This window comes from Antarctobacter sp., from assembly GCF_965277915.1.
Classification (GTDB): domain Bacteria; phylum Pseudomonadota; class Alphaproteobacteria; order Rhodobacterales; family Rhodobacteraceae; genus Antarctobacter.
In genome coordinates, this window is record NZ_OZ255849.1 from 4,314,263 (window position 1) to 4,338,722 (window position 24,460).

Annotated in this window: 22 protein-coding genes and 1 tRNA gene; 18 read left to right on the plus strand and 5 right to left on the minus strand. The window is 64.2% G+C overall.

The window, feature by feature from the left end; all coding sequences use genetic code 11:
* Window positions 1–2: 2 nt before the first annotated feature.
* The gene (locus ACQY5B_RS22065; protein ID WP_043140582.1) at window positions 3–233 is read right to left on the minus strand and encodes a DUF8831 family protein; all 231 of its coding nucleotides are present in this window, start codon (window positions 231–233) and stop codon (window positions 3–5) included.
* Between the two features lie 9 nt (window positions 234–242).
* Window positions 243–641: a thiol-disulfide oxidoreductase DCC family protein gene (locus ACQY5B_RS22070; RefSeq protein ID WP_305967946.1), complete on the minus strand. Its 399-nt coding sequence runs from the start codon at window positions 639–641 to the stop codon at window positions 243–245.
* A 110-nt stretch (window positions 642–751) separates the two neighbouring features.
* On the opposite strand from ACQY5B_RS22070, the gene ACQY5B_RS22075 reads away from it, so the two are divergent.
* The 4 genes from ACQY5B_RS22075 to ACQY5B_RS22090 all read left to right on the plus strand — a co-directional run bounded on the left by ACQY5B_RS22075 (window position 752) and on the right by ACQY5B_RS22090 (window position 2,402).
* Window positions 752–1,459, plus strand: coding sequence for a M48 family metallopeptidase (locus ACQY5B_RS22075; RefSeq protein ID WP_305967945.1), 708 nt, complete (start codon window positions 752–754; stop codon window positions 1,457–1,459).
* A gap of 102 nt (window positions 1,460–1,561) precedes the next feature.
* Window positions 1,562–1,819 carry a DUF6455 family protein gene (locus ACQY5B_RS22080; RefSeq protein WP_420327374.1) on the plus strand — a complete coding sequence of 86 codons (258 nt, stop codon included), beginning with the start codon at window positions 1,562–1,564 and terminating at the stop codon, window positions 1,817–1,819.
* A 3-nt stretch (window positions 1,820–1,822) separates the two neighbouring features.
* Window positions 1,823–2,158 (plus strand): DUF6455 family protein, encoded by a 336-nt coding sequence (locus tag ACQY5B_RS22085; protein WP_305967943.1) that lies wholly within the window; start codon window positions 1,823–1,825, stop codon window positions 2,156–2,158.
* A complete protein-coding gene (locus tag ACQY5B_RS22090) occupies window positions 2,139–2,402 on the plus strand; it encodes a DUF6455 family protein (protein WP_305967942.1) in 264 nt (87 codons plus the stop codon). The genes ACQY5B_RS22085 and ACQY5B_RS22090 overlap by 20 nt, the downstream gene beginning before the upstream one ends.
* Before the next feature lie 94 nt (window positions 2,403–2,496).
* On the opposite strand, the gene ACQY5B_RS22095 is transcribed toward ACQY5B_RS22090, so the two are convergent.
* Complete coding sequence (locus ACQY5B_RS22095; RefSeq protein ID WP_305967941.1) at window positions 2,497–2,871, minus strand: winged helix-turn-helix transcriptional regulator; 375 nt, start codon at window positions 2,869–2,871, stop codon at window positions 2,497–2,499.
* Window positions 2,872–3,002: 131 nt separating this feature from the next.
* Between ACQY5B_RS22095 and ACQY5B_RS22100 the strand changes: the two genes are divergently transcribed.
* Window positions 3,003–3,611: an NAD(P)H-dependent oxidoreductase gene (locus ACQY5B_RS22100; RefSeq protein ID WP_420327373.1), complete on the plus strand. Its 609-nt coding sequence runs from the start codon at window positions 3,003–3,005 to the stop codon at window positions 3,609–3,611.
* On the plus strand, window positions 3,598–4,299 hold the full coding sequence (locus ACQY5B_RS22105) for a glutathione S-transferase family protein (RefSeq protein WP_420327371.1): 702 nt from the start codon (window positions 3,598–3,600) through the stop codon (window positions 4,297–4,299). The genes ACQY5B_RS22100 and ACQY5B_RS22105 overlap by 14 nt, the downstream gene beginning before the upstream one ends.
* Window positions 4,300–4,491: 192 nt before the next feature.
* Here the strand turns inward: ACQY5B_RS22105 and ACQY5B_RS22110 are convergent, their stop codons facing one another.
* Window positions 4,492–5,475, minus strand: a complete 984-nt coding sequence (locus ACQY5B_RS22110) for a complex I NDUFA9 subunit family protein (protein ID WP_420327369.1) — start codon at window positions 5,473–5,475, stop codon at window positions 4,492–4,494.
* Window positions 5,476–5,626: 151 nt separating this feature from the next.
* Between ACQY5B_RS22110 and ACQY5B_RS22115 the strand changes: the two genes are divergently transcribed.
* Window positions 5,627–5,711: transfer RNA gene (locus ACQY5B_RS22115), tRNA-Leu, on the plus strand.
* Between the two features lie 190 nt (window positions 5,712–5,901).
* On the opposite strand, the gene ACQY5B_RS22120 is transcribed toward ACQY5B_RS22115, so the two are convergent.
* Window positions 5,902–7,128 carry an ROK family transcriptional regulator gene (locus tag ACQY5B_RS22120; RefSeq protein WP_420327367.1) on the minus strand — a complete coding sequence of 409 codons (1,227 nt, stop codon included), beginning with the start codon at window positions 7,126–7,128 and terminating at the stop codon, window positions 5,902–5,904.
* 215 nt (window positions 7,129–7,343) lie between these two features.
* Between ACQY5B_RS22120 and ACQY5B_RS22125 the strand changes: the two genes are divergently transcribed.
* From ACQY5B_RS22125 to rimP, 11 genes are all read left to right on the plus strand, one after another.
* The gene (locus tag ACQY5B_RS22125; protein WP_305967936.1) at window positions 7,344–8,369 is read left to right on the plus strand and encodes a sugar ABC transporter substrate-binding protein; all 1,026 of its coding nucleotides are present in this window, start codon (window positions 7,344–7,346) and stop codon (window positions 8,367–8,369) included.
* A gap of 129 nt (window positions 8,370–8,498) precedes the next feature.
* The gene (locus tag ACQY5B_RS22130; RefSeq protein WP_305967935.1) at window positions 8,499–9,569 is read left to right on the plus strand and encodes an ABC transporter permease; all 1,071 of its coding nucleotides are present in this window, start codon (window positions 8,499–8,501) and stop codon (window positions 9,567–9,569) included.
* Window positions 9,569–10,372, plus strand: coding sequence for an ATP-binding cassette domain-containing protein (locus ACQY5B_RS22135; protein WP_305967934.1), 804 nt, complete (start codon window positions 9,569–9,571; stop codon window positions 10,370–10,372). The genes ACQY5B_RS22130 and ACQY5B_RS22135 overlap by 1 nt, the downstream gene beginning before the upstream one ends.
* Before the next feature lie 190 nt (window positions 10,373–10,562).
* Complete coding sequence (locus tag ACQY5B_RS22140; protein WP_420327366.1) at window positions 10,563–12,941, plus strand: glycogen/starch/alpha-glucan phosphorylase; 2,379 nt, start codon at window positions 10,563–10,565, stop codon at window positions 12,939–12,941.
* Window positions 12,938–15,148 carry a 1,4-alpha-glucan branching protein GlgB gene (gene glgB / locus ACQY5B_RS22145; protein WP_420327365.1) on the plus strand — a complete coding sequence of 737 codons (2,211 nt, stop codon included), beginning with the start codon at window positions 12,938–12,940 and terminating at the stop codon, window positions 15,146–15,148. The genes ACQY5B_RS22140 and glgB overlap by 4 nt, the downstream gene beginning before the upstream one ends.
* Window positions 15,149–15,177: 29 nt before the next feature.
* Window positions 15,178–16,434 carry a glucose-1-phosphate adenylyltransferase gene (gene glgC, locus ACQY5B_RS22150; protein WP_305967931.1) on the plus strand — a complete coding sequence of 419 codons (1,257 nt, stop codon included), beginning with the start codon at window positions 15,178–15,180 and terminating at the stop codon, window positions 16,432–16,434.
* A 4-nt stretch (window positions 16,435–16,438) separates the two neighbouring features.
* The gene (gene glgA / locus ACQY5B_RS22155) at window positions 16,439–17,875 is read left to right on the plus strand and encodes a glycogen synthase GlgA (protein ID WP_420327363.1); all 1,437 of its coding nucleotides are present in this window, start codon (window positions 16,439–16,441) and stop codon (window positions 17,873–17,875) included.
* Window positions 17,872–19,974: a glycogen debranching protein GlgX gene (gene glgX / locus ACQY5B_RS22160; protein WP_420327361.1), complete on the plus strand. Its 2,103-nt coding sequence runs from the start codon at window positions 17,872–17,874 to the stop codon at window positions 19,972–19,974. Before glgA ends, glgX begins: the two co-directional genes overlap by 4 nt.
* A complete protein-coding gene (malQ, locus tag ACQY5B_RS22165; protein ID WP_305967928.1) occupies window positions 19,971–21,941 on the plus strand; it encodes a 4-alpha-glucanotransferase in 1,971 nt (656 codons plus the stop codon). Before glgX ends, malQ begins: the two co-directional genes overlap by 4 nt.
* Window positions 21,942–21,955: 14 nt before the next feature.
* Complete coding sequence (locus ACQY5B_RS22170; RefSeq protein WP_420327360.1) at window positions 21,956–23,593, plus strand: alpha-D-glucose phosphate-specific phosphoglucomutase; 1,638 nt, start codon at window positions 21,956–21,958, stop codon at window positions 23,591–23,593.
* A gap of 272 nt (window positions 23,594–23,865) precedes the next feature.
* A complete protein-coding gene (gene rimP, locus ACQY5B_RS22175; RefSeq protein WP_420327359.1) occupies window positions 23,866–24,459 on the plus strand; it encodes a ribosome maturation factor RimP in 594 nt (197 codons plus the stop codon).
* The last annotated feature ends 1 nt before the right edge of the window (window position 24,460 follow it).

Consider the following 24,460-nt stretch of genomic DNA (forward strand, 5'->3'; position numbering starts at 1 on the left):
TTTCAATCCTTGCGCCGATAGACGCCTTCGGGCGTGTTGACCGCCGCCACGAGGTCCTGCATCTGCGAGATCGACAGGGTGATCCGCTGCATCCTGTCGGTGCGCGGGTCGTATTGCTCGACCGTGATGCAATCCTCAAAGCCGGAGATGACGACATCCTCTTGCAGGGGCGGGCCACCTTCGTCCACCAGGGTCACGACGGTGGCGTCAAAATCATGTTCTACGCTGTACATGCTGTCAGGTTAGCCCGCGCGCCCCTTACCGGAAACCGATTCGGCGCGACGCTGGCGCCGCCGGTGCAGGGCATATAGCGCCGGGGCCACGAGATGATCGTAGGCAGCGCCCAGAATGTGGCTCAGACCAGGCAGGCGCACCAGCCGGGCCAGCCAGCGCAGGCGCGGCATCTCTGCCCAGAGGACGGCAAAGGCGGGCAGGCCACTATAAAGGGTGCCGTCCTTGACCACGTGGAACCGGCGGGCTGCCTGGTCGCGGGTCAGCCCGTGGTCTGCATGTGCGCCCTCCGATAACCCGGCAAACCCAAGTTCGACGCCGTCACGTTCCGCCATGCGGCGATAACCTGCCACCTCGCGCGAGCAGATTGGGCAACTGTCGTTGTAGATCACGGTCGGCTTGTCGGTCATGCCGTGAAAGGTAGGTCACCGGCGCAACACTGCCAATTGATCGCGACCGGCTGGAACAGAAGGTCGCGGCAGCTTAGGGTAACTCTGCACAAATCTTTTCCGGACCTTCCATGACCCGACTGTTGCCGCTCATCGCCTTAGCGCTGCTGTCCGCCTGCGCCGCGCCCCTGCCGGCCCCGGCGCCCAGCACCCTTGGCGGCTCCGAAGCCCAGCAGCGCGCCAACCGGGCTGCCCGGCAATTCGTGCAGGTGGTGCAGACGGTCGAGCCTGTGGCGGAACGCGAATGCCGCCAGCGGACCCGGGGGCTGAACTGCGATTTCCAGATCGTGATCGACGACCGGGCCGATTTGCCGCCCAATGCCTTCCAGACCGTCGACCGTTATGGCCGACCGATCCTCGCCTTTAACATCGGCATGATCAATTCGGTGCGGAATGCGGACGAACTGGCCTTTGTCATGGGGCACGAGGCCGCGCATCATATCCTGGACCATCTGGCCAAGACCCGGCAAAGCGCCACGATCGGCGCCGTGGTCTTTGCGGGAATCGCCGCCATCAGCGGGGCCGAGGCCGATGCCGTGCGCGATGCCGAACAGCTGGGCGCGGCTGTGGGCGCACGCACCTACTCCAAGGAGTTCGAACTGGAAGCGGACCAGCTGGGCACGATCATCACCTATCGCTCCGGCTTTGACCCGCTGCGCGGCGCAGAGTTTTTCGCGCGCATCCCCGACCCCGGCAACAGGTTCCTGGGAAGCCACCCGCCCAATGCCGCCCGCCTCAAGATCGTGGCCGAGACGGAGAAGGCCCTTCGCCAGCAGTGAGGCCTGATCCCTGGTCAACCTTGCGTTGACCTGAGTCAAGGTGACGGCGCGCCCACTCTGCCATTCTGCCCCTCGACAACAGAGGACAGAGGGGACGGATCAATGCAGAGCCGAGCGACACTGAAACGCCATGCGGCGCTGGTCGACGACATGGCGCAGGCCCGCGGCATAGACCTTGAAGAACGGATCATGCGCGGCAAGCTGACGGTCTCTGAACTGGAAGACGCGGTATTGCGCTGCACGTCCTGCGCATCGCCCGAGACCTGCGCGCACTGGTTGGCCAAACGCGAGCACGGCGGGACCGAAGCGCCCGGGTTCTGCCGCAACTCGGACCTGTTCCAAACCCTCGAAGAGGGCTGAGAGATGGACGGAACGCGCCCCGCCCCGACCCGCCCCACGGTCTTGGGGGACGAAACCGAACATTACTGGCTGGTCCAGCGGATGGCCAAGGCCACCGGTGTCGATCTGGTCGGCGCGACGGACGCCGGGCTGCTTTCCCAAGAGGACTGGGCAGGCATCGTCACGTGCTGCCGGGGCTGCGGCTGGTCCCAGCGCTGCGACCAGTGGCTGAACAAGCCGGTGGACGACACCCGCAGCTTTCCCGGCAATTGTCTGAACCGCAAACGCCTTGCCGCGTTGCAAGAAGCGATGGAAGGCATCACGTCCTCGGAGAAGAAAAATGGAACTGACGCTTGGTGATCCAGCCCGGCACTTTTTCATGACACGCAGCGTCGCGCGCGTCATGGGCGTGAACCTCACCGATGCTCTGAATGACGGCAGCCTGGCGCCGGGCGCCTACGCCTCCATGGTCACCGCCTGTCGGGGATGCGCCTTGGTGGACGCCTGCGAGGAATGGCTGTCTCGCCAGACCTCGCTGAGCGGCACTCCACCCCCGGGATGCTACAATGGCCCGCTTCTGGCAGAGCTTCAGCGGCGCCCGTGACAGTCATTGGCAGCAAATCGGCTGCGTTGAGTCCCTCTTGCGACATTGGAACGCGGCGTATGGCCTGAAGGGCGCGCCCCTGCTTTTGCCATGGTCATTTGCCCTCAATTCCAGACGGCGGAAGCTCCTCGGCCCATTTGCGAAGTTCATCCAAGAAGCCGAGCGCTGTCCGTCCGAAATCCGTGATCTCGTAGACAACCGTGATCGGGGCCGTGTCCCGCACCTCGCGCCTGACCAGGCCTTGATCTTCGAGCTGACGCAGGCGTTCGGTGATCATCTTTTTTGACGCACCGCCGATCATTCTCGCCAGATCGTTGAACCTTACGGGGCCATCCTTGACATGCCACAGGATGGACCCGGTCCATTTGCCCCCGATGATCCGCATGCCCCGCTCGATCGCGCAGGGTTCCAGGCAGGCCTCGCTCGCGCTGCGGCGGCCCTTTGCATCCACTTCGATCTTTGCGTCCAAGGTCGCCTCCGCAGTCTGTTCGCTCAATCAGGTTACAAAAAGTATACTAGTTGCTTTTGCATCCTTGAAGACGCATTTCGTCGCCGAGCCTGCTCGTGTCAAGCGGGCGCAGCCAGAGAAGGACATCCGAAGTGACCAAGATACATATTCTGAACGGCGCCCAGCCCTACGCCTTTGCCCCGGGCGCACTCAACGAGACTCTCGCTAACCTCGCCAAGACGACCCTGGAAGCGCAAGGGCACGAGGTCCGGCTGACCATTGTCGCGCAGGGCTACGACGTCGAAGCGGAGGTCGAAAATCATCTGTGGGCGGATGTGGTCCTCCTCCAGTTCCCGGTGAATTGGATGGGCGTGCCCTGGTCGTTCAAGAAGTACATGGACGAAGTCTATACCGTCGGGATGGACGGACGGCTCAGCGACGGCGATGGCCGTTCTGCCAGTGCGCCCAAGGCAAACTACGGCATGGGCGGTAAACTGGCCGGCACGCGCTACATGATCTCGGCGACGCTGAATGCGCCGGCCGAAGCCTTTGATGATCCCGACGAACCCTTTTTCGAAGGGATGTCCCTCGACGACCTCCTGCGGCCCGTCCATCTGAACGCCAAGTTCTTTGGCATGACCCCACTGCCGAGCTTTGGGGCCTTCGACGTGATGAAGAACCCCGACGTGGAAGGCGATCTCTCGCGCTTCGAACTCCACCTTGCCACGACATTCGGAGGGCTGGCAAATGAAGCGGCCTGACATCGTTCTCTACACCGCCAACACCATGAACGGCTGGAAGCCGCTGATCTTCCTGCACGAGGCGGAAATCGACTACGAACTGGTGCCGATCGACTTTGGCAAGAAGGAACAGAAGGCGCCCGACTACCTGCGGCTGAACCCGAACGGGCGTATCCCGACCATCGTGGATCGCGGTGCAGGTGATTTCCCGGTGTTCGAAAGCGGCGCGATCCTCTGGTACCTCGCAGAGAAATACGACCGTTTTCTAAGCCATGATCCCAAGGAACGCTCCGAGACGTTGCAATGGCTGATGTTCCAGATGGGCGGGATCGGCCCGATGATGGGTCAGGCCATGTTCTTTCAGCGCATCGCCAAGCCGAACGGCGACGAGGTGCCCTATGCCATCGACCGCTACGTCAAGGAGAGCCGGCGCCTTCTCGAAGTGCTCGACACGCGGCTGGCAGGGCGCGACTGGCTTGTGGGTAGCGCCTTGTCGATCGCCGACATCGCCACCTATCCATGGGCCCGCAGCCATTTCTGGGCAACGGTGAGCGTCGAGGGACTTCCGCACCTGCAAGCCTGGTTTGACAGGCTGGACGCCATGCCGCGGGTGCAGGAGGCGCTCCAACTCCCTCAGCCGCGTCCCTCAGCCTTTGGCAAAGGTGATACAGAGGCGGCCGCAGCCGAAAACGCAGCGCGCTTCCGCTAGATCAAGGCGCGCTGCTTCAAACTAAAGACGGCAGCGCGTTGGCACCCCCGAAACGAACCGCAGCTTTGTCCGAGTACCTTTGAGCAGGACGACCTGCGGTTCATGCCGCCCTCACGCTGGGGCCATATGCGCAAAAGCCAGACCTTCACCATTGACGGCGAGGGGCTGACGGGTTTCAGCCGCGGCTCCCTGTCATTGGGACCGCAGGTTCTGGGCCGATTCCTTGATCGCTTCGTACTGGCCCGAAGGGCGGAAACGCCAGAGATAGTCCGGCAGCACCGCCTGTACCGACATCGGCGAAATCCCCAGGTCGGCGAATCCCCTGGAGCCTTCGGTCGTGACGTTGTCCTGGCGCAGGCTACGAACCTGATCGGCTGTGATCTGCGCGGGAATCAAACCCAGCGAGATGCTTTGCACGAAATCCGAAACCGACCCGATGACGCCGGCGGCAAAAAAGGGAATGTTCGCCACAAAACGACGGCGACGGATCACGTCCAGCATGACCTGCATCAACTCGCGGAAGGTCATGACATCCGGGCCGCCAAGCTCGTAGATGCCCGGCTTTGCCTGTCCCAGCACGCCCTTGACCGCGGCCTGGGCCACGTCGTCCACATAGACCGGCTGGAATCTGGTTCCGCCGCCAACGATCGGCAGCACCGGCCCCATGCGCGTCATCGAGGCAAAGCGGTTGAAGAAGGCATCTTCGGGGCCGAAGATCACCGAAGGGCGCAGGATCACGGACTGCGGCATGTGCTCAAGGACACCTTCTTCGCCCTTGCCCTTGCTCTTGGCATAAAGACTGTTGCCGTTGGGATCGGCGCCGATGGCAGAGACATGCACCATGTGCGTCACGCCTTCCTCGGCAGCGATGCGTGCGATGCGCTCCGCGCCCTCGTGCTGGACGGCGTCAAAGTTGTTCTTTCCGCCCTTGTCGAAAGTGCCGACGCAATTCACCACAGCGTCGGCGCCCTGCATCACGCTGCGGACACTGTCGTCATCGCGGATATTGCAGAACACCGGCTCGACCTGGCCGACGACGCCATAGGGGCGGACAAAGATCGCCTCGTTCGGGCGGCGACAGGCGACACGGACGCGCCAGCCCTCTTTGGCCATGCGACGGGCGATATAGCGTCCGACGAATCCCGAGCCGCCATAGATGGTGACGAGTTTGGACATGGGGCACGCCCTCCTGTAGCCAGCTTGCCCGGCAGGAATACCGGCGCGACGCGTCGCCCGCAAGGCGCCGCATTGCCGCGCGAAGATTTCTTGAAAATGGCCGTTGACACCCCCTCGCACCACCTTTAAACGCCTGCCTCACGCTCCTGATGCCCAGGTGGCGGAATTGGTAGACGCGCTGGTTTCAGGTACCAGTGACTTCGGTCGTGGAGGTTCGAGTCCTCTCCTGGGCACCAACTCTCAAGACATAACGAGTGACCGCACCCCCTGCCCGGGGAAGAAAGATCGATTGTTCGGACATGCCGTTTCTTGTCAAGCTGGCAAGGCTTTCCAATTTAGGGACAGAGACCTCAGCGCTTCGCTCAAAGCGCAAGCGCGCCACGTCGACCGATCGGCAGCGAGGAGTAAACCACCAACCCTTCGGGCTTACCCCTTGAGAAAGGCGTTCCGGTCGACAAGGAACTTGTCCGACAAGGGCAGGCTGGCAGCGCCCAGCGCACGTGCATCTCGGCCTATGCTGCCTTCGCGCAGGTCGGGCATCTCTATCCCCGCAACGCGAATCTCGTTCAGTCGCTGGAAGGTATGCTCGACAAGGGCAGTGCGGACGGAATCGGGCAGCCAACCGTCAATCACCACACATTCGAAGTCGATCAGACAAGACGCCGAAAGCGTCGCATAGGCCAGCCCTTCGGCGGCCTTTTCCACCCAGGTAGACAGAACGTCGCCGGGCAGGTTCCACTCGGTCGGGCTGTCCCAGATCAGTCGACTGTCGCCGCCCTCTTCGACCACCATCTGTTCCAGCGTATGGATCGAGGCGACATCGACCAGCTGTCGCACCTTTGCCCCCTTGATGCCGATCGGGATCGAGGCCAGTGCTGCCGCGTTGCCACTACGCCCGGTAAAGACGTTGTTGTCGATTACAATCCCGCCGCCGACGAAAAAGCCGACAAAGAAATACAGAAAGTCGCGCGGCTTGTTCTGGTCTCCAAAGACCAGTTCGGCACCGCAGGCCGCTGAGCCGTCATTGCGCAGATAGACCGGGAAATCCCAAGTGTTGGCAATCTCGGCGGCGATGTCGCGGTCGCGCCAGGCCTCCATCTCGGAGCTGGTCAATCCCAGAGGACGAGCCCAGTCCCAAAGTCGGAACGGCGTCGCGATTCCCAGTCCCGAAACCTTCTTGCGGTTCTCCGGGGGCAACTGATCCAGCAGTTGTGCAATGGCAGTGTTGGCAAAGGTCACGACGCTTTCAGGCGTCGGATATCGGTGTGACAAGTGCACCCGGCCTTCGACGTGGCCATGAAAATCCGTCAGGATGAGGTCCAGCGACCGACGACCGACCTTCAGCCCAAGGAAGTAGGCGCCGCCCTGCGCCAGTCCCATCGGCACCGAGGGCTGGCCGACCTTGCCGCGCACGGGCTCTCCCTTTTCGAGCAGGCCCTCCTTTTCCAGGGCGCGCATGATGACCGAGACGGTCTGCGCGGAAAGCCCCGTTCGCCGGGCAATCTCTGCCTTGGCCAACGGACCGAACTGGCGGACAAGCGACAGGACAAGGCGCTCGTTGTGGGCGCGCACTCCGCTTTGATTGGAGCCGCGAACACCGTCCGCAGGCAGCGCTGCGGCCATCTCCTCCCCCTTGCTGCGGTCCAGTTTCATCGGGTCCGTTCTCTTTTTGCGGCCAGTGTCGGCTGCTTGAAAGACTCCACGCTGAGCGGCCCCCTGTCAACAATAAATAAATCGGATTTATTAATGTTGACAGCCTCGGTCCGAATCGGCTTTCTAGAAAGCATGGGGCCGGCAAACCTGCCCTCGGGCCAAGTTAACTACGCGAGGGCCCCGCGATACGTCGAAAGACACTCTGGGAGGATATCATGAAAAAGCTTCTGACTGGCTCGGCCATTGCCCTGACCGCCGCCACTCTGGCCAGCGGGGCAAGCGCCGCCAGCCATTCGATCAGCGCCTGCCTGATCACCAAGACCGACACCAACCCTTTCTTCGTCAAGATGAAAGAAGGCGCGACCGCCAAGGCCGAAGAACTGGGCATCGAGCTGAAATCCTTTGCCGGCAAGATCGACGGCGATCATGAAACCCAGGTTCAGGCGATCGAGACCTGCATCGCCGATGGCGCCAAAGGCATCCTGCTGACCGCCTCGGACACCTCGTCCATCGTCCCCGCCGTGCAACAGGCGCGCGACGCAGGCATCCTGGTGATCGCGCTGGACACCCCGCTGAGCCCGATCGACGCCGCCGACGCGACCTTTGCCACCGACAATTTCCTGGCCGGTGAACTGATCGGCAAATGGGCTGCTGCCAAGCTGGGCGACGACGCCGCCGACGCCAAGATCGCCATGCTGGATCTCGCTGTGTCGCAGCCGACCGTGGGCGTCCTGCGTGACCAGGGCTTCCTGCAGGGCTTTGGCATCGACCTGGGCGATCCGAACAAGTGGGGCGACGAAGACGATCCCCGGATCGTCGGCAACGACGTGACCCAGGGCAACGAGGAAGGCGGCCGCCGCGCAATGGAGAACCTGCTGGCACAGGATCCCTTCATCAACGTGGTCTACACCATCAATGAGCCCGCAGCCGCCGGCGCCTACGAGGCCCTCAAGGCCATCGGGCGCGAAAATGACGTGCTCATCGTTTCGGTCGACGGCGGGTGCCCCGGCGTGCAGAACGTCGCGGACGGCGTGATCGGCGCCACCTCGCAGCAGTACCCGCTGATGATGGCCAGCCTGGGCATCGAGGCGATCAAGACTTGGGCCGACGAGGGCGTGAAGCCCGAGCCGACCGAGGGCAAGGACTTCTTCGACACCGGCGTCGCATTGGTGACCGACGAACCCGTCGAGGGCGTCGACTCGATCTCCGTCAAGGAAGGCATGGACCTCTGCTGGGGCTGATCCCCACCGCCTGAAACAAGAACAAGGGGGCGGCGCCCGCCCCCTTGCCAATAGACGCGAAGCCATCCGATCGATTAGGCTGGTTCAAAACGCGCATCAGAACGCACCTACATAGACGGGAGGACCCCCATGTCAGAGTCTGCCTCGAAGGGGCAGGACTACGAGTCGTCGTTGTCCGAAGCCACGCAGAGCGTGGCCGAATTCGAAAAGCGGGAAGGTTTCGTCTACAACCTCCAGCACCGTTTGCATACGAATCCGGCCCTGGTTCCACTGATCGTCCTGGTCCTGTCCATCATCGTCTTCGGGCTGCTGCTGGGCTCCAAGTTCTTTTCGCCCTTCGCTCTGACGCTGATCCTGCAACAGGTGCAGATCGTCGGCATCGTCGCTGCGGCGCAATCCCTGGTGATCCTGACCGCGGGCATCGACCTCAGCGTCGGCGCCATCATGGTCATGAGTTCCGTCGTCATGGGACAGTTCACCTTTCGCTATGGTATTCCTCCGGGCCTCGCGGTGATCTGCGGCCTGGCGGTCGGCACCGGCATCGGCGCCATCAACGGCCTGTTGGTCACGCGGATGAAACTGCCTCCCTTCATCGTGACGTTGGGCATGTGGCAGATCGTTCTGGCCGCCAACTTCCTATATTCGGCGAACGAAACCATCCGCTCGCAGGAAATCTCGGAGCACGCCCCGATCCTGCAGTTCTTCGGCAACGTGATCCAGATCGGCAGCGCACGCCTGACATTCGGCGCGATCTTCATGCTGATCCTCTTTGCCGTGCTGACCTATGCCCTGACGCAGACCGCCTGGGGCCGGCATGTCTACGCGGTGGGCGATGACAAGGAAGCCGCAGAACTGTCGGGGATGGAAGCGAACAAGGTTCTCGTCTCGGTCTACGCGCTTTCCGGCCTGATCTGCGCCTTTGCCGGCTGGGCCCTGATCGGGCGCATCGGTTCCGTCTCTCCCACCTCCGGCCAGTTGGCCAACATCGAAAGCATCACCGCCGTGGTGATCGGGGGCATTTCGCTCTTCGGCGGTCGCGGCTCGGTCCTGGGCTCGCTCTTCGGGGCACTGATCGTCGGGGTGTTCACCCTTGGCCTGCGGCTGCTCGGCGCGGACGCGCAGTGGACCTACCTGCTCATCGGCGTGCTCATCATCGCGGCCGTCTCTGTCGACCAATGGATCCGGAAGGTGTCGGGATAATGACTGTGCAACCTATCGTTCAAGGCCGCGGGATCGTGAAGCGCTATGGCCACGTCACCGCGATCAACCACTCCGATTTCGATCTTTTCCCCGGCGAAGTGCTGGCGGTGATCGGCGACAACGGGGCCGGCAAGTCCTCGATCGTCAAGGCGATCTGCGGCGCCGTGCAGGCCGACGAAGGCGAAATCAGGATCGAAGGCAAGCCGGTGCATTTCACCTCGCCCCTGCAGGCGCGGGAAATGGGGATCGAGATCGTCTACCAGCAGTTGGCCCTGTCGCCTGCCCTGTCCATCGCGGACAACATGTTCGCCGGGCGCGAATTGCGAAAACCCGGCATCATGGGCAGCGTCTTTCGCCAGCTCGACAAGAGGGCGATGGAGAAATTCGCCCGCGACAAGCTGACCGAGCTGGGCCTGATGACTGTCCAGTCGATCAACCAGGCGGTCGAGACCCTGTCCGGCGGTCAGCGCCAGGGCGTCGCCGTGGCCCGCGCCGCGGCCTTTGCCCGCAAGTTCATCATCATGGACGAGCCAACCGCCGCGCTGGGGGTCAAGGAAAGCCGCCGGGTGCTGGAGCTGATCCAGGACGTACGCGCCAAGGGCATCCCGATCATCCTGATCAGCCACAACATGCCGCATGTCTTCGAGGTGGCCGATCGCGTCCACATTCACCGGCTGGGCAAACGGCACGCCGTGGTCGATCCGGCCAAGATCTCGATGTCGGATGCCGTGGCCATCATGACCGGCGCGATGGAACCGCCCCCCGTCGAGGAACAGCAACTTGTGCCCAAGGCCGCGGCATAGAATCCGCATGGCCGCCCCCGAAACAGGCAGGGGACGGCCTTTTTTAGGGACCTGCTTGCAACAGGGCGCTCGCGGGTTCACGCTGCTCCAAGTCAGGTCTGGCCAATGCCTGGAAACTGTCGTTAGCGATAACAGGCGTGACACGGATCAGTGGCGCGCACACCGCCGCCCGAAGGACAGGACCGATCCAATGAAAGACGACATCCTCGCACATCTGCGTTGCTCACTAGGCAAGGACGCCGAGCATGCCGCGATCTACGACTGGCGCATGGCGCTGTCTCTGACCCTGCGGGACCGGATGATGGAGTCCTGGTTCCAGAGCACCAAGGCCAGTTACGACCGCCACGCCAAGCGCGTCTATTACCTGTCGATGGAATTCCTGATCGGCCGCCTGATCGAAGACGTGGCCGCGAATCTTGGCCTTGTCGACGAAGCCCGCGCCGCAGTGACCGAACTGGGCCAGGACTATGATCAGCTGGTCAAGGACGAACCGGACGCGGCGCTGGGGAATGGCGGTCTGGGCCGGTTGGCGGCCTGCTTCATGGACAGCCTCGCCACGCTTGGGATCCCCGCGATGGGCTTTGGCATCCGTTACGAACACGGGCTGTTCGAACAGGATTTCGTCGAGGGTCAGCAGATCGAAAAGCCGGAGACTTGGCTGCAACAGCGCCACGCCTGGGAATTCGAACGCCCCGAGGTGAACTACAAGGTCTGCTTCGGCGGCCATGTCCATCACCATGAAGGCAAGGCCCAGTGGCATCCGCATGAAACCGTGATCGCCACCGCCTTCGACACACCCGTTGTCGGCTGGCAGGGGCGCTGGGGCAACACGCTGCGCCTTTGGTCGGCGCGACCGCAAAAGGAATTCGACCTCGCCAGCTTCAACCGGGGCGACTACCTTGCCGCCAGCCGGTCCGAGGCACTGGCCCGCACGATCTGCCGGGTTCTGTATCCGGACGACACGACCGAAAGCGGCAAGGAACTGCGCCTGAAGCAAGAGTATTTCTTTACCGCCGCGTCGATCCAGGACCTGCTGCGCCGCTTTTTCATCGATCACGACGACATCCGCCAGCTGCCAGAGGCCGCGGCGATCCAGCTCAACGATACACATCCGGCCATCGCCGGACCGGAACTGGTGCGCATCCTGGCTGACGAGCATGGACTGGAGATGCCAGAGGCCATCGACATTGCCCGCCGCTGCCTGGGCTACACCAACCACACGCTCTTGCCCGAAGCGCTGGAACGCTGGCCCGAATGGCTGTTAGGTCGCGTGCTGCCCCGCCACCTGGAAATCATCCGCGCCATCGAAGCCGACCAACAAGCGCAATATCCGGGCAGCCCGCGCATCCTGGACCACGGCAACGTCAACATGGGCGAGCTGGCCTTCATCATGGCGCACAAGGTCAACGGCGTCTCGGCGCTGCACACCGACCTGGTGAAATCCACCGTCTTTGCCGACCTGCACCGCATCCACCCCACCCGCATCGTGAACCAGACCAACGGCATCACGCCGCGCCGCTGGCTGCACGGTTGCAACCCGGCACTGAGCGACCTCATCACCCGGGAAATCGGCGAGGGCTGGGCTGCGGACCTGGAGCAGCTGGGCGCGCTGCGAAGCCGCACAGGCGACCCGGACTTCCTGCGTGCCTTCATGGCGGCCAAACGAGTCAACAAGGAACGCCTGTCCCACTGGGTCCAGGATCATTGCGGCATCGCCATCGACCCGAACGCGATGTTCGACGTCCAGATCAAGCGCATCCATGAATACAAGCGCCAGTTGATGAACATCCTGGAAACCATCGCGCTCTGGAACGAGATGCACGCGAACCCCGGCGCCGACTGGACACCGCGGGTCAAGATTTTCGGCGGCAAGGCCGCGCCGGGCTATCACGTCGCCAAGGAGATCATCCGCCTGATCAACGACGTGGCGGCGGTGCTGAACAACGATCCGGTGACGAAAGACCTGCTGAAGATCGTCTATCCGCCCAACTACAATGTCACGATGGCCGAACTGCTGATCCCGGCGGCGGATCTCAGCGAACAGATCTCGACCGCCGGCAAGGAGGCCAGCGGCACGGGCAACATGAAATTCGCCCTGAACGGCGCGCTGACGATCGGCACGCTGGATGGCGCCAACGTGGAAATCCGTGAACATGTCGGGGCGGAAAACTTCTTTCTCTTCGGCCTGACCGCCGAAGAGGTGATCGAACGCCGCAATCACCACGGCTATGCCCGCGCCGCCATCGAACAAAGCCCGCGGATGCAAAAGGTGCTGGCCCAGATTGCCGAGGGGCGCTTCTCTCCGCAGGAACCGGGGCGCTATCACGGAATTGTCGGAAATCTTTGGGATCACGACCATTTCCTCGTATCCTGCGATTTCGACAGCTACTTTGACACCCAGCGCCGCGCCGACGAGGCCTTCAAGCACCAGTCGACCTGGGCGGCAATGGCCCTGAGCAACACCGCCAGCGTCGGCTGGTTTTCCTCCGACAGAACGATCCGGGGTTACGCGCGTGACATCTGGAACGTGCATAGCGCCATTGACGGCCAACTGGAGCAAAGCGCATGACAGCCCCTCTCGACCAACGCACGGCACGAGACATCGTCGAGGGACGCCACGGCGACCCGTTCTCTGTGCTTGGCCAACACACCCTGCCGGACGGTAGCCAATGCGTGCGGGTCTTCTACCCGAACGTCGATCGGGTCGAGGTTCTGGCGCGTGACAGTGGCATGTTGCTGGCGGTGCTGGACCCGGTCGAGGGCGCGCCGGGGCTGTACGATGGCATCCTGCCGGGAATTGCCGGGCGTTATGACTATCGCCTGCGCCTGTCGCGCGGCGACGAGAGCTGGGAAGAGGAAGACGCCTATGCCTTCGGCACCGTGCTGGGCGAGGTCGACGAGTACCTGCTGGGCGAAGGCACACATGGGCAGCTCTGGCGCGCGCTGGGGGCACATCTGACCTCTTACGCCGGGACATGGGGCGTACATTTCGCCGTCTGGGCGCCCAACGCTGCGCGTGTGTCGGTGGTTGGCAACTTCAACGAATGGGACGGCCGCCGCCACGTCATGCGCCGCCGTGGACCAACCGGCATCTGGGAAATCTTCGTGCCCGGCGTGAGTGAGGGGGCGCTCTACAAGTTCGAGCTGCTGGACGCCAACGGGATGCTCCTGCCGCTCAAGGCCGACCCGGTGGGATTCGGTGCCGAATTGCCACCCAACACCGCCTCTGTCGTCCGCGATCTGGGCCAGCACTGGTGGATGGACAACGGCTGGATGGCGACGCGCTGGCAGAAACACCGCATCGACCAGCCGATCGCGATCTACGAGGTCCACCTGGAAAGCTGGCGCCGCGTGCCGGAGGACGGCGACCGGCCGCTGTCCTACCGCGAACATGCCGAGGAACTGGTGCGCTACGCCGCCGAGATGGGCTTTACCCATATCGAGCTGACACCGATTTCCGAATACCCTTTCGGTGGCTCCTGGGGCTATCAGCCCGTGGGCCTCTATGCCCCGACCTCGCGTTTTGGCACGCCCGAGGATTTCCGGGCATTTGTCGAGGCCGCGCATGGCGCCGGCCTGGGTGTGATCATCGACTGGGTGCCGGGCCATTTCCCCACCGACAGCCACGGGCTCGCACGGTTCGACGGCTCGGCCTTGTATGAACATTCCGACCCGAAGGAAGGCTATCACCCGGACTGGAACACGCTGGTCTACAACTATGGCCGCACCGAGGTGGCGAATTTCCTGATCGCCAACGCGCGTTTCTGGCTGGAGGAGTTCCACATCGACGGGCTACGCGTCGATGCGGTGGCCTCGATGCTGTATCGCGACTATTCCCGCAAGGACGGGGAATGGATTCCCAACCAGCACGGCGGGCGCGAGAACCTCGAGGCCATCGCCTTTCTGCGGCACATGAACGAACAGGTCTACGCGGCCCACCCGGACATCATGACCGTGGCAGAGGAATCCACCGCCTTTCCGGGCGTCAGCGCGCCCACCGATACCGGCGGACTGGGCTTTGGCTTCAAGTGGAACATGGGGTGGATGAACGACACCCTGCGCTACATGGGCGAGGACCCGATCAACCGCAAATACCACCACGACAAGATGACCTTCGGGCTGCACTACGCCTTTTCCGAAAACTTCGTGCTGCCGCTCAGCCATGACGAGGTCGTGCATGGCAAGGGGTCGCTGCTGTCGCGGATGCCGGGCGACGACTGGCAGAAATTCGCGAACCTGCGCGCCTATTTCGGCTTCATGTACGGACACCCCGGCAAGAAGCTGATGTTCATGGGAGGCGAGATCGCGCAGTGGGAGGAATGGAACCACAACCGCAGCCTCGACTGGCACCTGCTGGAGCAGGAGCCACACAAGGGCATGCAGCGGCTGGTCCGCGATCTCAACACGCTCTACCGGGGCACACCCGCGCTGTACCAACTTGACAGCAAGGCAGAGGGCTTCCGCTGGATCGATGGTGGCAACGCGGCGGAATCCATCTTCACATGGATACGCATGGGCGACGAGGGCGAGGCGCCGGTGCTGATGGTGTCGAATTTCACCCCGGTGACGCGGCATGATTACCGGATCGGCGTACCGCATGCGGGCCACTGGGACGAACGCCTGAACACCGACGCGCCGCTATATGGCGGCAGCGGCCAGGGCAACCCGGGCGGCGTGACCGCCACGGCGGAATCCGCACACGGCTGCGCCTATTCGATCGAGATCACCGTACCGCCGCTGGCGACGGTGTTCTTTCAACTGTCCGGGGGGGAGTGACCGGGCGCCAATCAACGGGGGAGGATCACATGGAATACGACAGGTTCAGACTGGCCCAGCAAACGATGGCCTATGTCCTGGCAGGCGGACGCGGGTCGCGCCTGAAAGAAATGACCGACATCCGTGCCAAACCCGCGGTCTATTTCGGCGGCAAGACCCGGATCATCGACTTTGCCCTGTCGAACGCGGTCAACTCTGGCATCCGCCGCATCGGCGTTGCCACCCAGTACAAGGCACACAGCCTGATCCGCCACCTGCAACGCGGCTGGTCCTTCTTCCGGGCCGAACGCAACGAGGGGCTGGATATTCTCCCGGCGTCACAGCAGCTGGACGAGGAAAACTGGTACAAGGGCACCGCCGACGCGGTCACGCAGAACATCTCGATCATCAAAGGGTACGAGCCCAAGTACATCCTGATCCTCGCCGGGGACCACATCTACAAGCAGGACTATTCCCACATGATCGAACAGCATGTGGTGTCCGGCGCCAAGGTGACGGTCGGCTGTATCGAGGTGCCGCGCGAAGAGGCCAAGGGCTTTGGCGTCATGGCGGTGGACGAGAACGACAAGATCCTGGACTTCGTCGAAAAGCCCGCCGATCCGCCGACCATGCCGGACGATCCGACCCGTTCCCTGGCATCGATGGGGATCTACGTCTTCGAGACCGATTTCCTCTGCGACCTGCTGGAGGCGGATGCCAAGGACCCGAATTCCAGCCATGATTTCGGCAAGGACATCATTCCCGGGCTGGTCGCCTCGGGCGACGCGGTGGCCCATCCCTTCGGCCGGTCCTGCGTGATGGCCGGTCTGGAGACAAAGCCCTACTGGCGCGACGTCGGCACGCTGGATGCCTACTGGCAGGCCAATATCGACCTCACCGATTTCGAGCCCGAGCTGGACCTCTACGCCACCGACTGGCCGATCTGGACCTATTCCGAACTGACGGCCCCGGCCAAGTTCATCCACAACGAGGAAGGCCGGCGTGGTCAGGCCGTGTCGTCGATGGTGTCGGGCGGCTGCATCATCTCTGGCTCGTCACTGTATCGCTGCCTGATGTTCACCGGGGTCAAGACGCATTCCTATTCGCAACTCGAAGGCGTCGTCGCCCTGCCCTACTCGGAGGTCGGACGACGGGCGCATGTCAAGAACGCGATCATCGACCGCGGGGTGCAGATCCCGCCGGGGCTGGTCGTGGGTGAGGACCCCGAACTGGACGCCAAGCGCTTTCGCAGGACGGAACAGGGCATCTGCCTGATCACGCGCAAGATGATCGAAGACCTGGAGTAAACCCATGAAGGTGCTGATGGTCACCTCGGAATGTGCGCCCTTCGTCAAGACCGGGGGGCTCGCGGACGTGGCGGGTGCCCTGCCGGGCGCGTTGGCGCCGCTGGGGGTCGAGGTCAAGACGGTCCTGCCCGCCTACCCGGCGCTGTTCCCCTTGCTGGCCAAGGGCAAGGAGGTGGCCAGCTTTGGCGACCTGCCCGGAGGCACCGGGCGGCTGGTCGAGGTTCAGGCCCAGGGCCTGACCTTGCTTCTACTGGACGCGCCGCAGCTCTTCGACCGGCCCGGCGCACCCTACACCGGCGCCGATGGCAAGGACTGGCCCGACAATCACCGTCGATTCGGCGCGTTGGCACAAGCGGCGGCGCGGATCAGTTTCGACGGGCTGGACGGCTGGGTGCCGGACGTGCTGCACGCGCATGACTGGCAGGCCGCGCTGGCACCGGTCTATCTGAAACAGGATGGACGCACACCGCCCAAGTCGGTCATCACCATCCACAACATCGCCTTCCAGGGCCGGTTTGGCCCGCATGTCATGGGCGACCTGCAGTTGCGCAGCGACTGGTTCCACCCCGGCGGGCTGGAATACTACGGCGATGTCAGCTTTCTCAAGGCCGGGCTGGTCTATGCCGATCACATCACGACCGTCAGCCCGACCTATGCGCGCGAGATCCTGACACCGCAGTTCGGCATGGGTCTGAACGGGGTTCTGGCGGGTCGGGCCTCTGATCTGACCGGCATCCTGAACGGCATCGACCTGGAAGCCTGGAACCCCAAGAGCGATCCTGCCCTGCCCGCGACCTACGGCCTGAAACGGCTGGGGGCCAAGGCCAAGAACCGCGCCGCACTGGCAGAGCGGCTTGGGCTGGACCCCGATCATGACGGCCCGCTTTTTTGCGTCATCAGCCGCCTGACCCTGCAAAAGGGGCTGGACGCGCTGGCCGGCGCCCTGCCCGCGCTGGTCGCGGGCGGCGGGCAGCTGGCGTTGCTCGGCTCGGGCGATCCGGAGCTGGAGCGGGCCTTCCGTGGCGCCGCCGCGCAGTTTCCCGGCAAGGTGGGGGTCGAGATCGGCTATGACGAGGCGCTGTCGCACCTGATGCAGGGCGGCTCTGACGCGATCCTGATCCCCTCGAGGTTCGAACCCTGCGGCCTGACGCAGCTGTACGGGTTGCGCTACGGCACCTTGCCGGTGGTGGCGCGGACCGGCGGGCTGGCCGACACGGTGATCGACGCCAACCACGCGGCGCTGGCGGCGGGCGTGGCCACGGGCTTTGTCTTTGACGATGTCTCCGTCGCCGGGATCGAGGATGCGATAGCCCGCGCCATCGCCGCCTATTCCGACCGGAACCTCTGGAAACAGATGCAGGCGGCGGCCATGCGTCAACCCGTGGGCTGGGAAAGCTCGGCCCGCGACTATGTCCGGATGTACGAGACCCTCTGCGCATGACCAAGACCAAGGGCGGCACATACGGGATCGGCGCCGGCCGGCCAAACCGGCTGGGCGCCGTCTTTGACGGTGAAGGCACCAACTTCGCGCTCTTCTCGGATCATGCCCAGCGGGTCGACCTGTGCCTGTTCTCGCCAGATGGCAAAACCGAGGTGCAGCGGCTGTCGCTGCCTGAACGGCGCGGCCCGGTCTGGCACGGGTATGTGGCCGGGCTTAAGCCCGGGACGCTCTATGGCTATCGCGTCCACGGCCCCTTTGCCCCAGAACGCGGCCATCGATTCAATGCAAACAAGCTGCTGGTCGATCCCTATACCCGCGCCCTGCACGGTGCGTTCAGCACGCATCCTGCCACCTTCGGCTACAGCACCGGTTCGGCAGATGCCGATCTGTCGTTCAACTCGTCCGACAGCGCACCCCATACGCCGAAATCCGTGGTCTGGGACCCGGCGGACTATCCCACCGGCAGCAAGCGACTGCGGCGCGGATGGAGCAACACGGTCATCTACGAAACCCATGTCCGCGGGAGTACGATGCGCCACCCGAAAGTGCCCGAGGCCTTGCGCGGCACGGTCGAGGGGCTGGCATCGGACCCGATGCTGGACCACCTGACCCGGCTGGGCATCACTACGGTCGAACTGTTGCCGGTGCAGGCGATCCGGTCGGAAAACGCGCTGACCGGGCGCGGGCTGATTAATTACTGGGGCTACAATACCGCCGGGTTCTTTGTCCCCGAACCGCGCTATCTTGGCCCTGCTGGCGTGGCGGGCTTTCGCCGGATGGTCGACAAGTTCCACGCGGCCGGGATCGAGGTGATCTTGGACGTGGTCTACAACCACTCTGCCGAGGGCGATCAGCTTGGGCCGACCTTCTCGTTTCGCGGGCTCGACAATGCCTCTTACTACCGGCTGGTCGAGGGCCAGCCGCGGTTCTACGTCAACGACACCGGCACCGGGAACACGCTGAACACGGATCATCCCTTTGTCCTGCGCCTGATCCTGGATTCCCTGCGTTTCTGGGTCGATTGCATGGGCGTGGACGGGTTCCGCTTTGACCTTGCCACCACGCTGGGGCGCGAACGACAGGGCTTCGACCGGAATGGCGGGTTCATGGACGCGCTCAGGCAGGACCCGCTGCTGGCAGAGGTCAAGCTGATCGCCGAGCCGTGGGACCTGGGGCATGGCGGCTATCGGCTGGGCGAGTTCCCACCGGAATTCGCCGAGTGGAACGACCGCTTTCGCGACACCGTCCGGCGTTTCTGGCGCGGTGACGGACACGCGGCGCAGGACCTTGGTTCGGCCCTGCTGGGCACGGCCGACCTGTTCGATACGCGTGGGCGACGCACCTGGGCCTCTGTCAATTTCGCCGCCGCCCACGACGGGTTCACCCTGGCCGATGTCACCGCCTACTCAAAGCGCCACAACGAGGCCAACGGCGAGGGCAACCGCGACGGCCACCACGCCAACCACTCGGACAACCTGGGCGAAGAAGGCGAGACGGAGGACAAGGCGATTCTCTCGGCCCGCCGACAGCGCGTGCGCAACATGCTGGCCACGGTGATGTTGTCTCAGGGCACGCCGATGATCCTGGCAGGTGATGAAGGCGGCAACTCGCAGGGCGGCAACAACAACGCCTATTGCCAGGACAACGAGACCAGTTGGCTGGACTGGGCGGCAATGGACGAGGACCTGGTCAATTTCACCGCCGCACTGATCGCTTTCCGCAAGGCGCACGGCGTGTTGCGGCAGGGAAGGTTCCTGCACGGTGTCCAGCGCAAGGACGGAAAACCGGACGTGGAGTGGCGGGCCTTTGACGGCAGCGCGCTCAACTGGCGCGATCCGGGGCTGACCTCGCTCTGCCTGCTGCTGCGCGGCTGTGCCGAAAGTCCGTCAGGCTGCGCCGACACCGAGCAAGTCCTGCTGGCCTTCAACCGCGAGGGCAGCGATCAAGTGCTGGAACTGCCCCGGACCGCCGGTATCTGGCGGCGCGAGATCGACAGTTCGACGTCCCGCCAGACCCCGCAGGACATCACCGAGGCGACCGTCAGTGTCGCCGCATTCAGCGTCGCGGGCTTTGTCCGCCATCCGGAGAAGACGACATGACCGGAGCCGATGAGGACCTGCGCGACCTGGCGAAGGCCTATGGCGTTCATCTCGGCTTTCACGATCTGCAAGGTCATGAACACGCCGCCGCCCCGGAGACATTGCGCGCGCTTCTCGGGGGCATGGGTGTCGCGGCCGATACGCCCGCCGCGGTGACCGAAGCGCTGGACCATCTGCGCGCCCGGCAGGACGAGAATCCCGTGCCGACCGAGATCCTGGCCCGCGCAGGCAAGCCGCTGTCCCTGCCCGTCCCGTCGCCCTGCGACTGGATGCTGCTGGACGAAAGTGGCGCCGAGGTGCAGGCGGGGAGGGCCGGCGACAGCATCGACATGGCGCCGCTGGGCATGGGGTATTTCACTCTGCATGTTGCCGCGCCGGACCGACATTCCGAATCGCTGGTGCTGGCGGCCCCCGCCCATGCGCCAACCGTTCAGGATCTCACCGGGCGGGCCAAGGGATGGGGCGTTTGCGGCGCGCTTTATGGCCTGCGTTCCGCGCACAACGGCGGGTTGGGCAGCTATGGCGACCTGCCCGCCGCCCTGCGGGCGCTGGCGCAGGCGGGGGCGCAATTCTTCGGGCTGAACCCGATCCACGCCTTGGGCTGGACCGCCGAGGAGATGACCAGCCCCTATTCCCCGACGCACCGGGGATTTTTCAGCACCGATCACATCGCGCCGCGCGCCGGACTGGGGCCGACACCACGGGATGAGCTGATCGACTATGTCACCTACCGCCGACGCCAGCGCGGCGCGCTGCACAGCGAATACCAGCGATTCGAGGCCGCCCCGGAACCCGAGCGCCGCGCCTTTCAGAGCTTCCGGGCCGAGGGCGGTGCCCGGTTGGATACCTTTGCCCAGTTCGAAGCACTGAGCGCCCTTTACGGCGAGGATTTCCGCAGCTGGCCCGACGCCCTGCGCCGCCCCGGCCCCGAGGCCGCGCGTGCCGCCGCCGAGGGCGTGGAATTCCACCAGTGGCTGCAATGGCGGGCCGAGACACAGATCGACGCCGCGCAGGCCACCGCGCGCGAGGCCGGGATGGACTTCGGGCTGTACCTTGACCTGGCCGTGGGCGCGCGGCCCGGCGGCGCCGAAGTCTGGATGCATCGCGACACCATCGCCCAAGGCGTCACCATCGGTGCTCCGCCCGATCACCTGAACCCCGAGGGCCAGTCCTGGAACCTGGCCGCCCATGCGCCGGCCCGTCTGCGCGCCGCACAATACCGTCCGCTGCGCGCCATGCTGCGCAAGCTGATGGCCAAGGCGGGCATCCTGCGGGTGGATCACGCGCTGGGCCTGTTGCGCAGCTTCTGGATTCCCGACGACGGCAGCCCGGGCGGCTATGTCTCGCAGCCATTCGAAAGCCTGCTTGCCGTGATCGCCATCGAGGCGGCACGGACCCGCTGCCTGGTCGTGGGGGAGGACCTTGGCCTTGTGCCCGACGGCTTCCGCGAGACCCTGAACCGCGCCGGGCTGCTGAGTTATGCCGTCTGGCAATACGAGACGGCGCAAGACGGAACACTGTGCGATCCCAAGGACCTGCGCGCTTTCTCTCTGGCTTGTTTCGGCACCCACGACACGCCGACGCTACGCGGCTTCTGGTACGGGCAGGACATCGACTGGTGGCAACGCATGGGCTGGTTGAACAGCAGCCAGACCCGGGCGCGACACGATGAACGCGCCCGGCAGCGTGCGGGCCTGCGCGACTTGTGCGGCCTGCCGCCTGCGGCCCGTATCGACAGGATCACCGAAGCGGTGCAAGCCCGGCTTTGCACCGCGCCATCCGCGCTGGTGGCATTGCAACTGGACGACCTGCTGGGTTGCCTCGAGGCGCAGAACCTGCCCGGCACCATCGCCGAGCATCCGAACTGGCGCCGCCGCCTGCCCGTGGCGGTCGATGGCCTCAAGGAAGCATTGCCCGAGAGCCGCATTCGCGCTTTCATGCCCAAGGACCGCAGAGGGACCGATTAGAAAGGACCATTTCCATGACGCCCATCACCCGCCCGCTGACGCCCTTTGACGGCCAGAAACCCGGCACGTCCGGCCTGCGCAAGAAGACGCGCGTCTTCATGCAGGACGGCTATGTCGAGGCCTTCGTGCAGTCGATCTTCAACGCCATCGGCGGGGTTGAGGATAGGACATTCGTCGTCGGCGGGGACGGGCGTTACTACAACGCCGAGGCGATCCAGATCATCCTTCGCATGGCCGCCGCACAGGGTGCCGCGCGCTGCATCGTCGGACGCGAAGGCCTGTTGTCGACGCCGGCTGCCTCGAACCTGATCCGCAAGCGCGGTGCCGATGGCGGGCTTGTCCTGTCGGCGAGCCATAACCCGGGCGGCATCGAGGCGGATTTCGGCCTGAAATACAACATCTCCAACGGTGGCCCCGCGCCGGAGAGCGTGACCGCGGCGATCCACGAGCAGACGCAGGGCATTTCCGAATACACCACGCTGGAAACGCCGGACGTGGACCTGGGAATCCTGGGCGAAACCGGGCTGGGCAAGATGACGGTCGAGATCCTGGACCCGGTGGCGGATTACGCCTCGCTGATGCAGGAACTGTTCGATTTCGACGCCATCCGGGCGCTGATCGCCGGGGGCTTTACCCTGAAATTCGACGCGATGCACGCGGTGACCGGCCCTTATGCCACTGCGATCATTGAAGGAATGCTGGGCGCCCCCAAGGGGACGGTGCTGAACGGCGTGCCTTCGGTCGATTTCGGCAAGGGGCATCCGGACCCGAACCCGATCTGGGCCAAGCCGCTGGTCGACATGGTGATGCGCGACGACGGGCCGGACTTTGCCGCCGCTTCGGACGGGGACGGCGATCGCAACATGATCCTGGGCAAGGGCGTCTATGTCACGCCCTCGGACAGCCTGGCCGTGCTGGCCGCAAATGCCCATCTTGCGCCGGGGTACGCCAGCGGGCTGGCAGGTGTCGCGCGGTCGATGCCGACGAGCCGTGCCGCCGACCGTGTGGCGGAAAAACTGGGCATCGAAAGCTTTGAGACGCCGACCGGCTGGAAGTTCTTCGGCAACCTGCTGGACGCGGGCCGCGCCACGCTTTGCGGCGAGGAAAGCGCCGGCACCGGGAGCGATCACGTCCGCGAAAAGGACGGGCTGTGGGCGGTGCTTTTGTGGCTTAACATATTGGCCGCACGCAAGATTCCCGTGTCGGAGATCCTCCAGGACCACTGGCGCAGCTATGGGCGCGACTACTATTCGCGGCACGATTACGAGGCGGTGGATGCCGCCGCCGCCGAGGGGCTGATGGGCGACATGAACGCCCGGCTGGACGATCTTCCCGGCACCGAGGTCGGCAATCCGCCCAAGGTGATCGCCCGCGCGGACCAGTTCTCCTACACCGATCCGGTGGACGGATCTGTCAGCAAAAACCAAGGCTTGCGGATCTTTTTCGAGGACGACAGCCGGGCGGTGATCCGCCTGTCGGGCACCGGCACCGAGGGCGCGACGATCCGCGTCTACCTGGAACGCTACGAGCCCGCCGGGGGTGATCTGAACGTCGAGACTCAGGCGGCGCTGCGCGACCTGGCGGCGGCGGTGAACGCGCTGACCGGCCTGCCGGAACGCACCGGGCGAACGGCCCCGGACGTCATGACCTGAGCCCGCGCCTGTGTACGTTTTGTACAAAACGTACGGCGATTCCTGCATTTCGTACAAAGGCGCAGGGTTTTGTTAACCCTGACCGCCGGGGCGCCTTCGCGGGGGAGGACATCCGCCCCGGCGCCCTCCCTTCGCGAATCTGCTTGCGTCCGGTCCGGCGCTCGCCTATATGCGCTTCAACAGCGGCGCGCCGAGGTTCAGCCCCGGCGCCCATCGTTCTTTCGCAAACGGGCCGCTGGCCCGTTTTTTTGTGCCCGAAAGGCAAATGACCAATGACCGACCTGATCGCAAAGACCGGCATGGACAAGCGTCTTGCGGAAATCGTGCAGCCCGTGATCGAGGACATGGGTTTCGAACTGGTCCGCATCCGACTGATGGGTGGACAGGTGCCGACGCTGCAGATCATGGCCGAACGCCCCCAGGGCGGAATCGAGGTGGATGAATGCGGCGAGATCTCGACCGCCGTCAGCGCCGTGCTGGACGTCGAGGACCCGATCATCGACGCCTATACGCTGGAAGTGTCCAGCCCCGGCATCGACCGCCACCTGACCCGGCTGAAGGATTTCGAGACCTACGAGGGCTACGAAGCCCGGCTTGAAACCTCGGAGATGATCGAGGGCCGCAAGCGGTTTCGCGGCGTGCTGGCCGGGGTCGAGGACGGCGAGGTCCTGATCAACCTCGACGAGGGCACCATCGGGCTGGAATTCGACTGGCTGACCGACGCCAAGCTGGTGATGACCGACGAACTGATCCGCCTCATGCTGAAGGCCCGCAAGAAGGCGGATGCCCAGGGCGCAGGCACGACACTGGACGAGACCAAGTTTGACGAGATCGAGACCGAACAGTCTCGGGACGAGGAGCAATAAC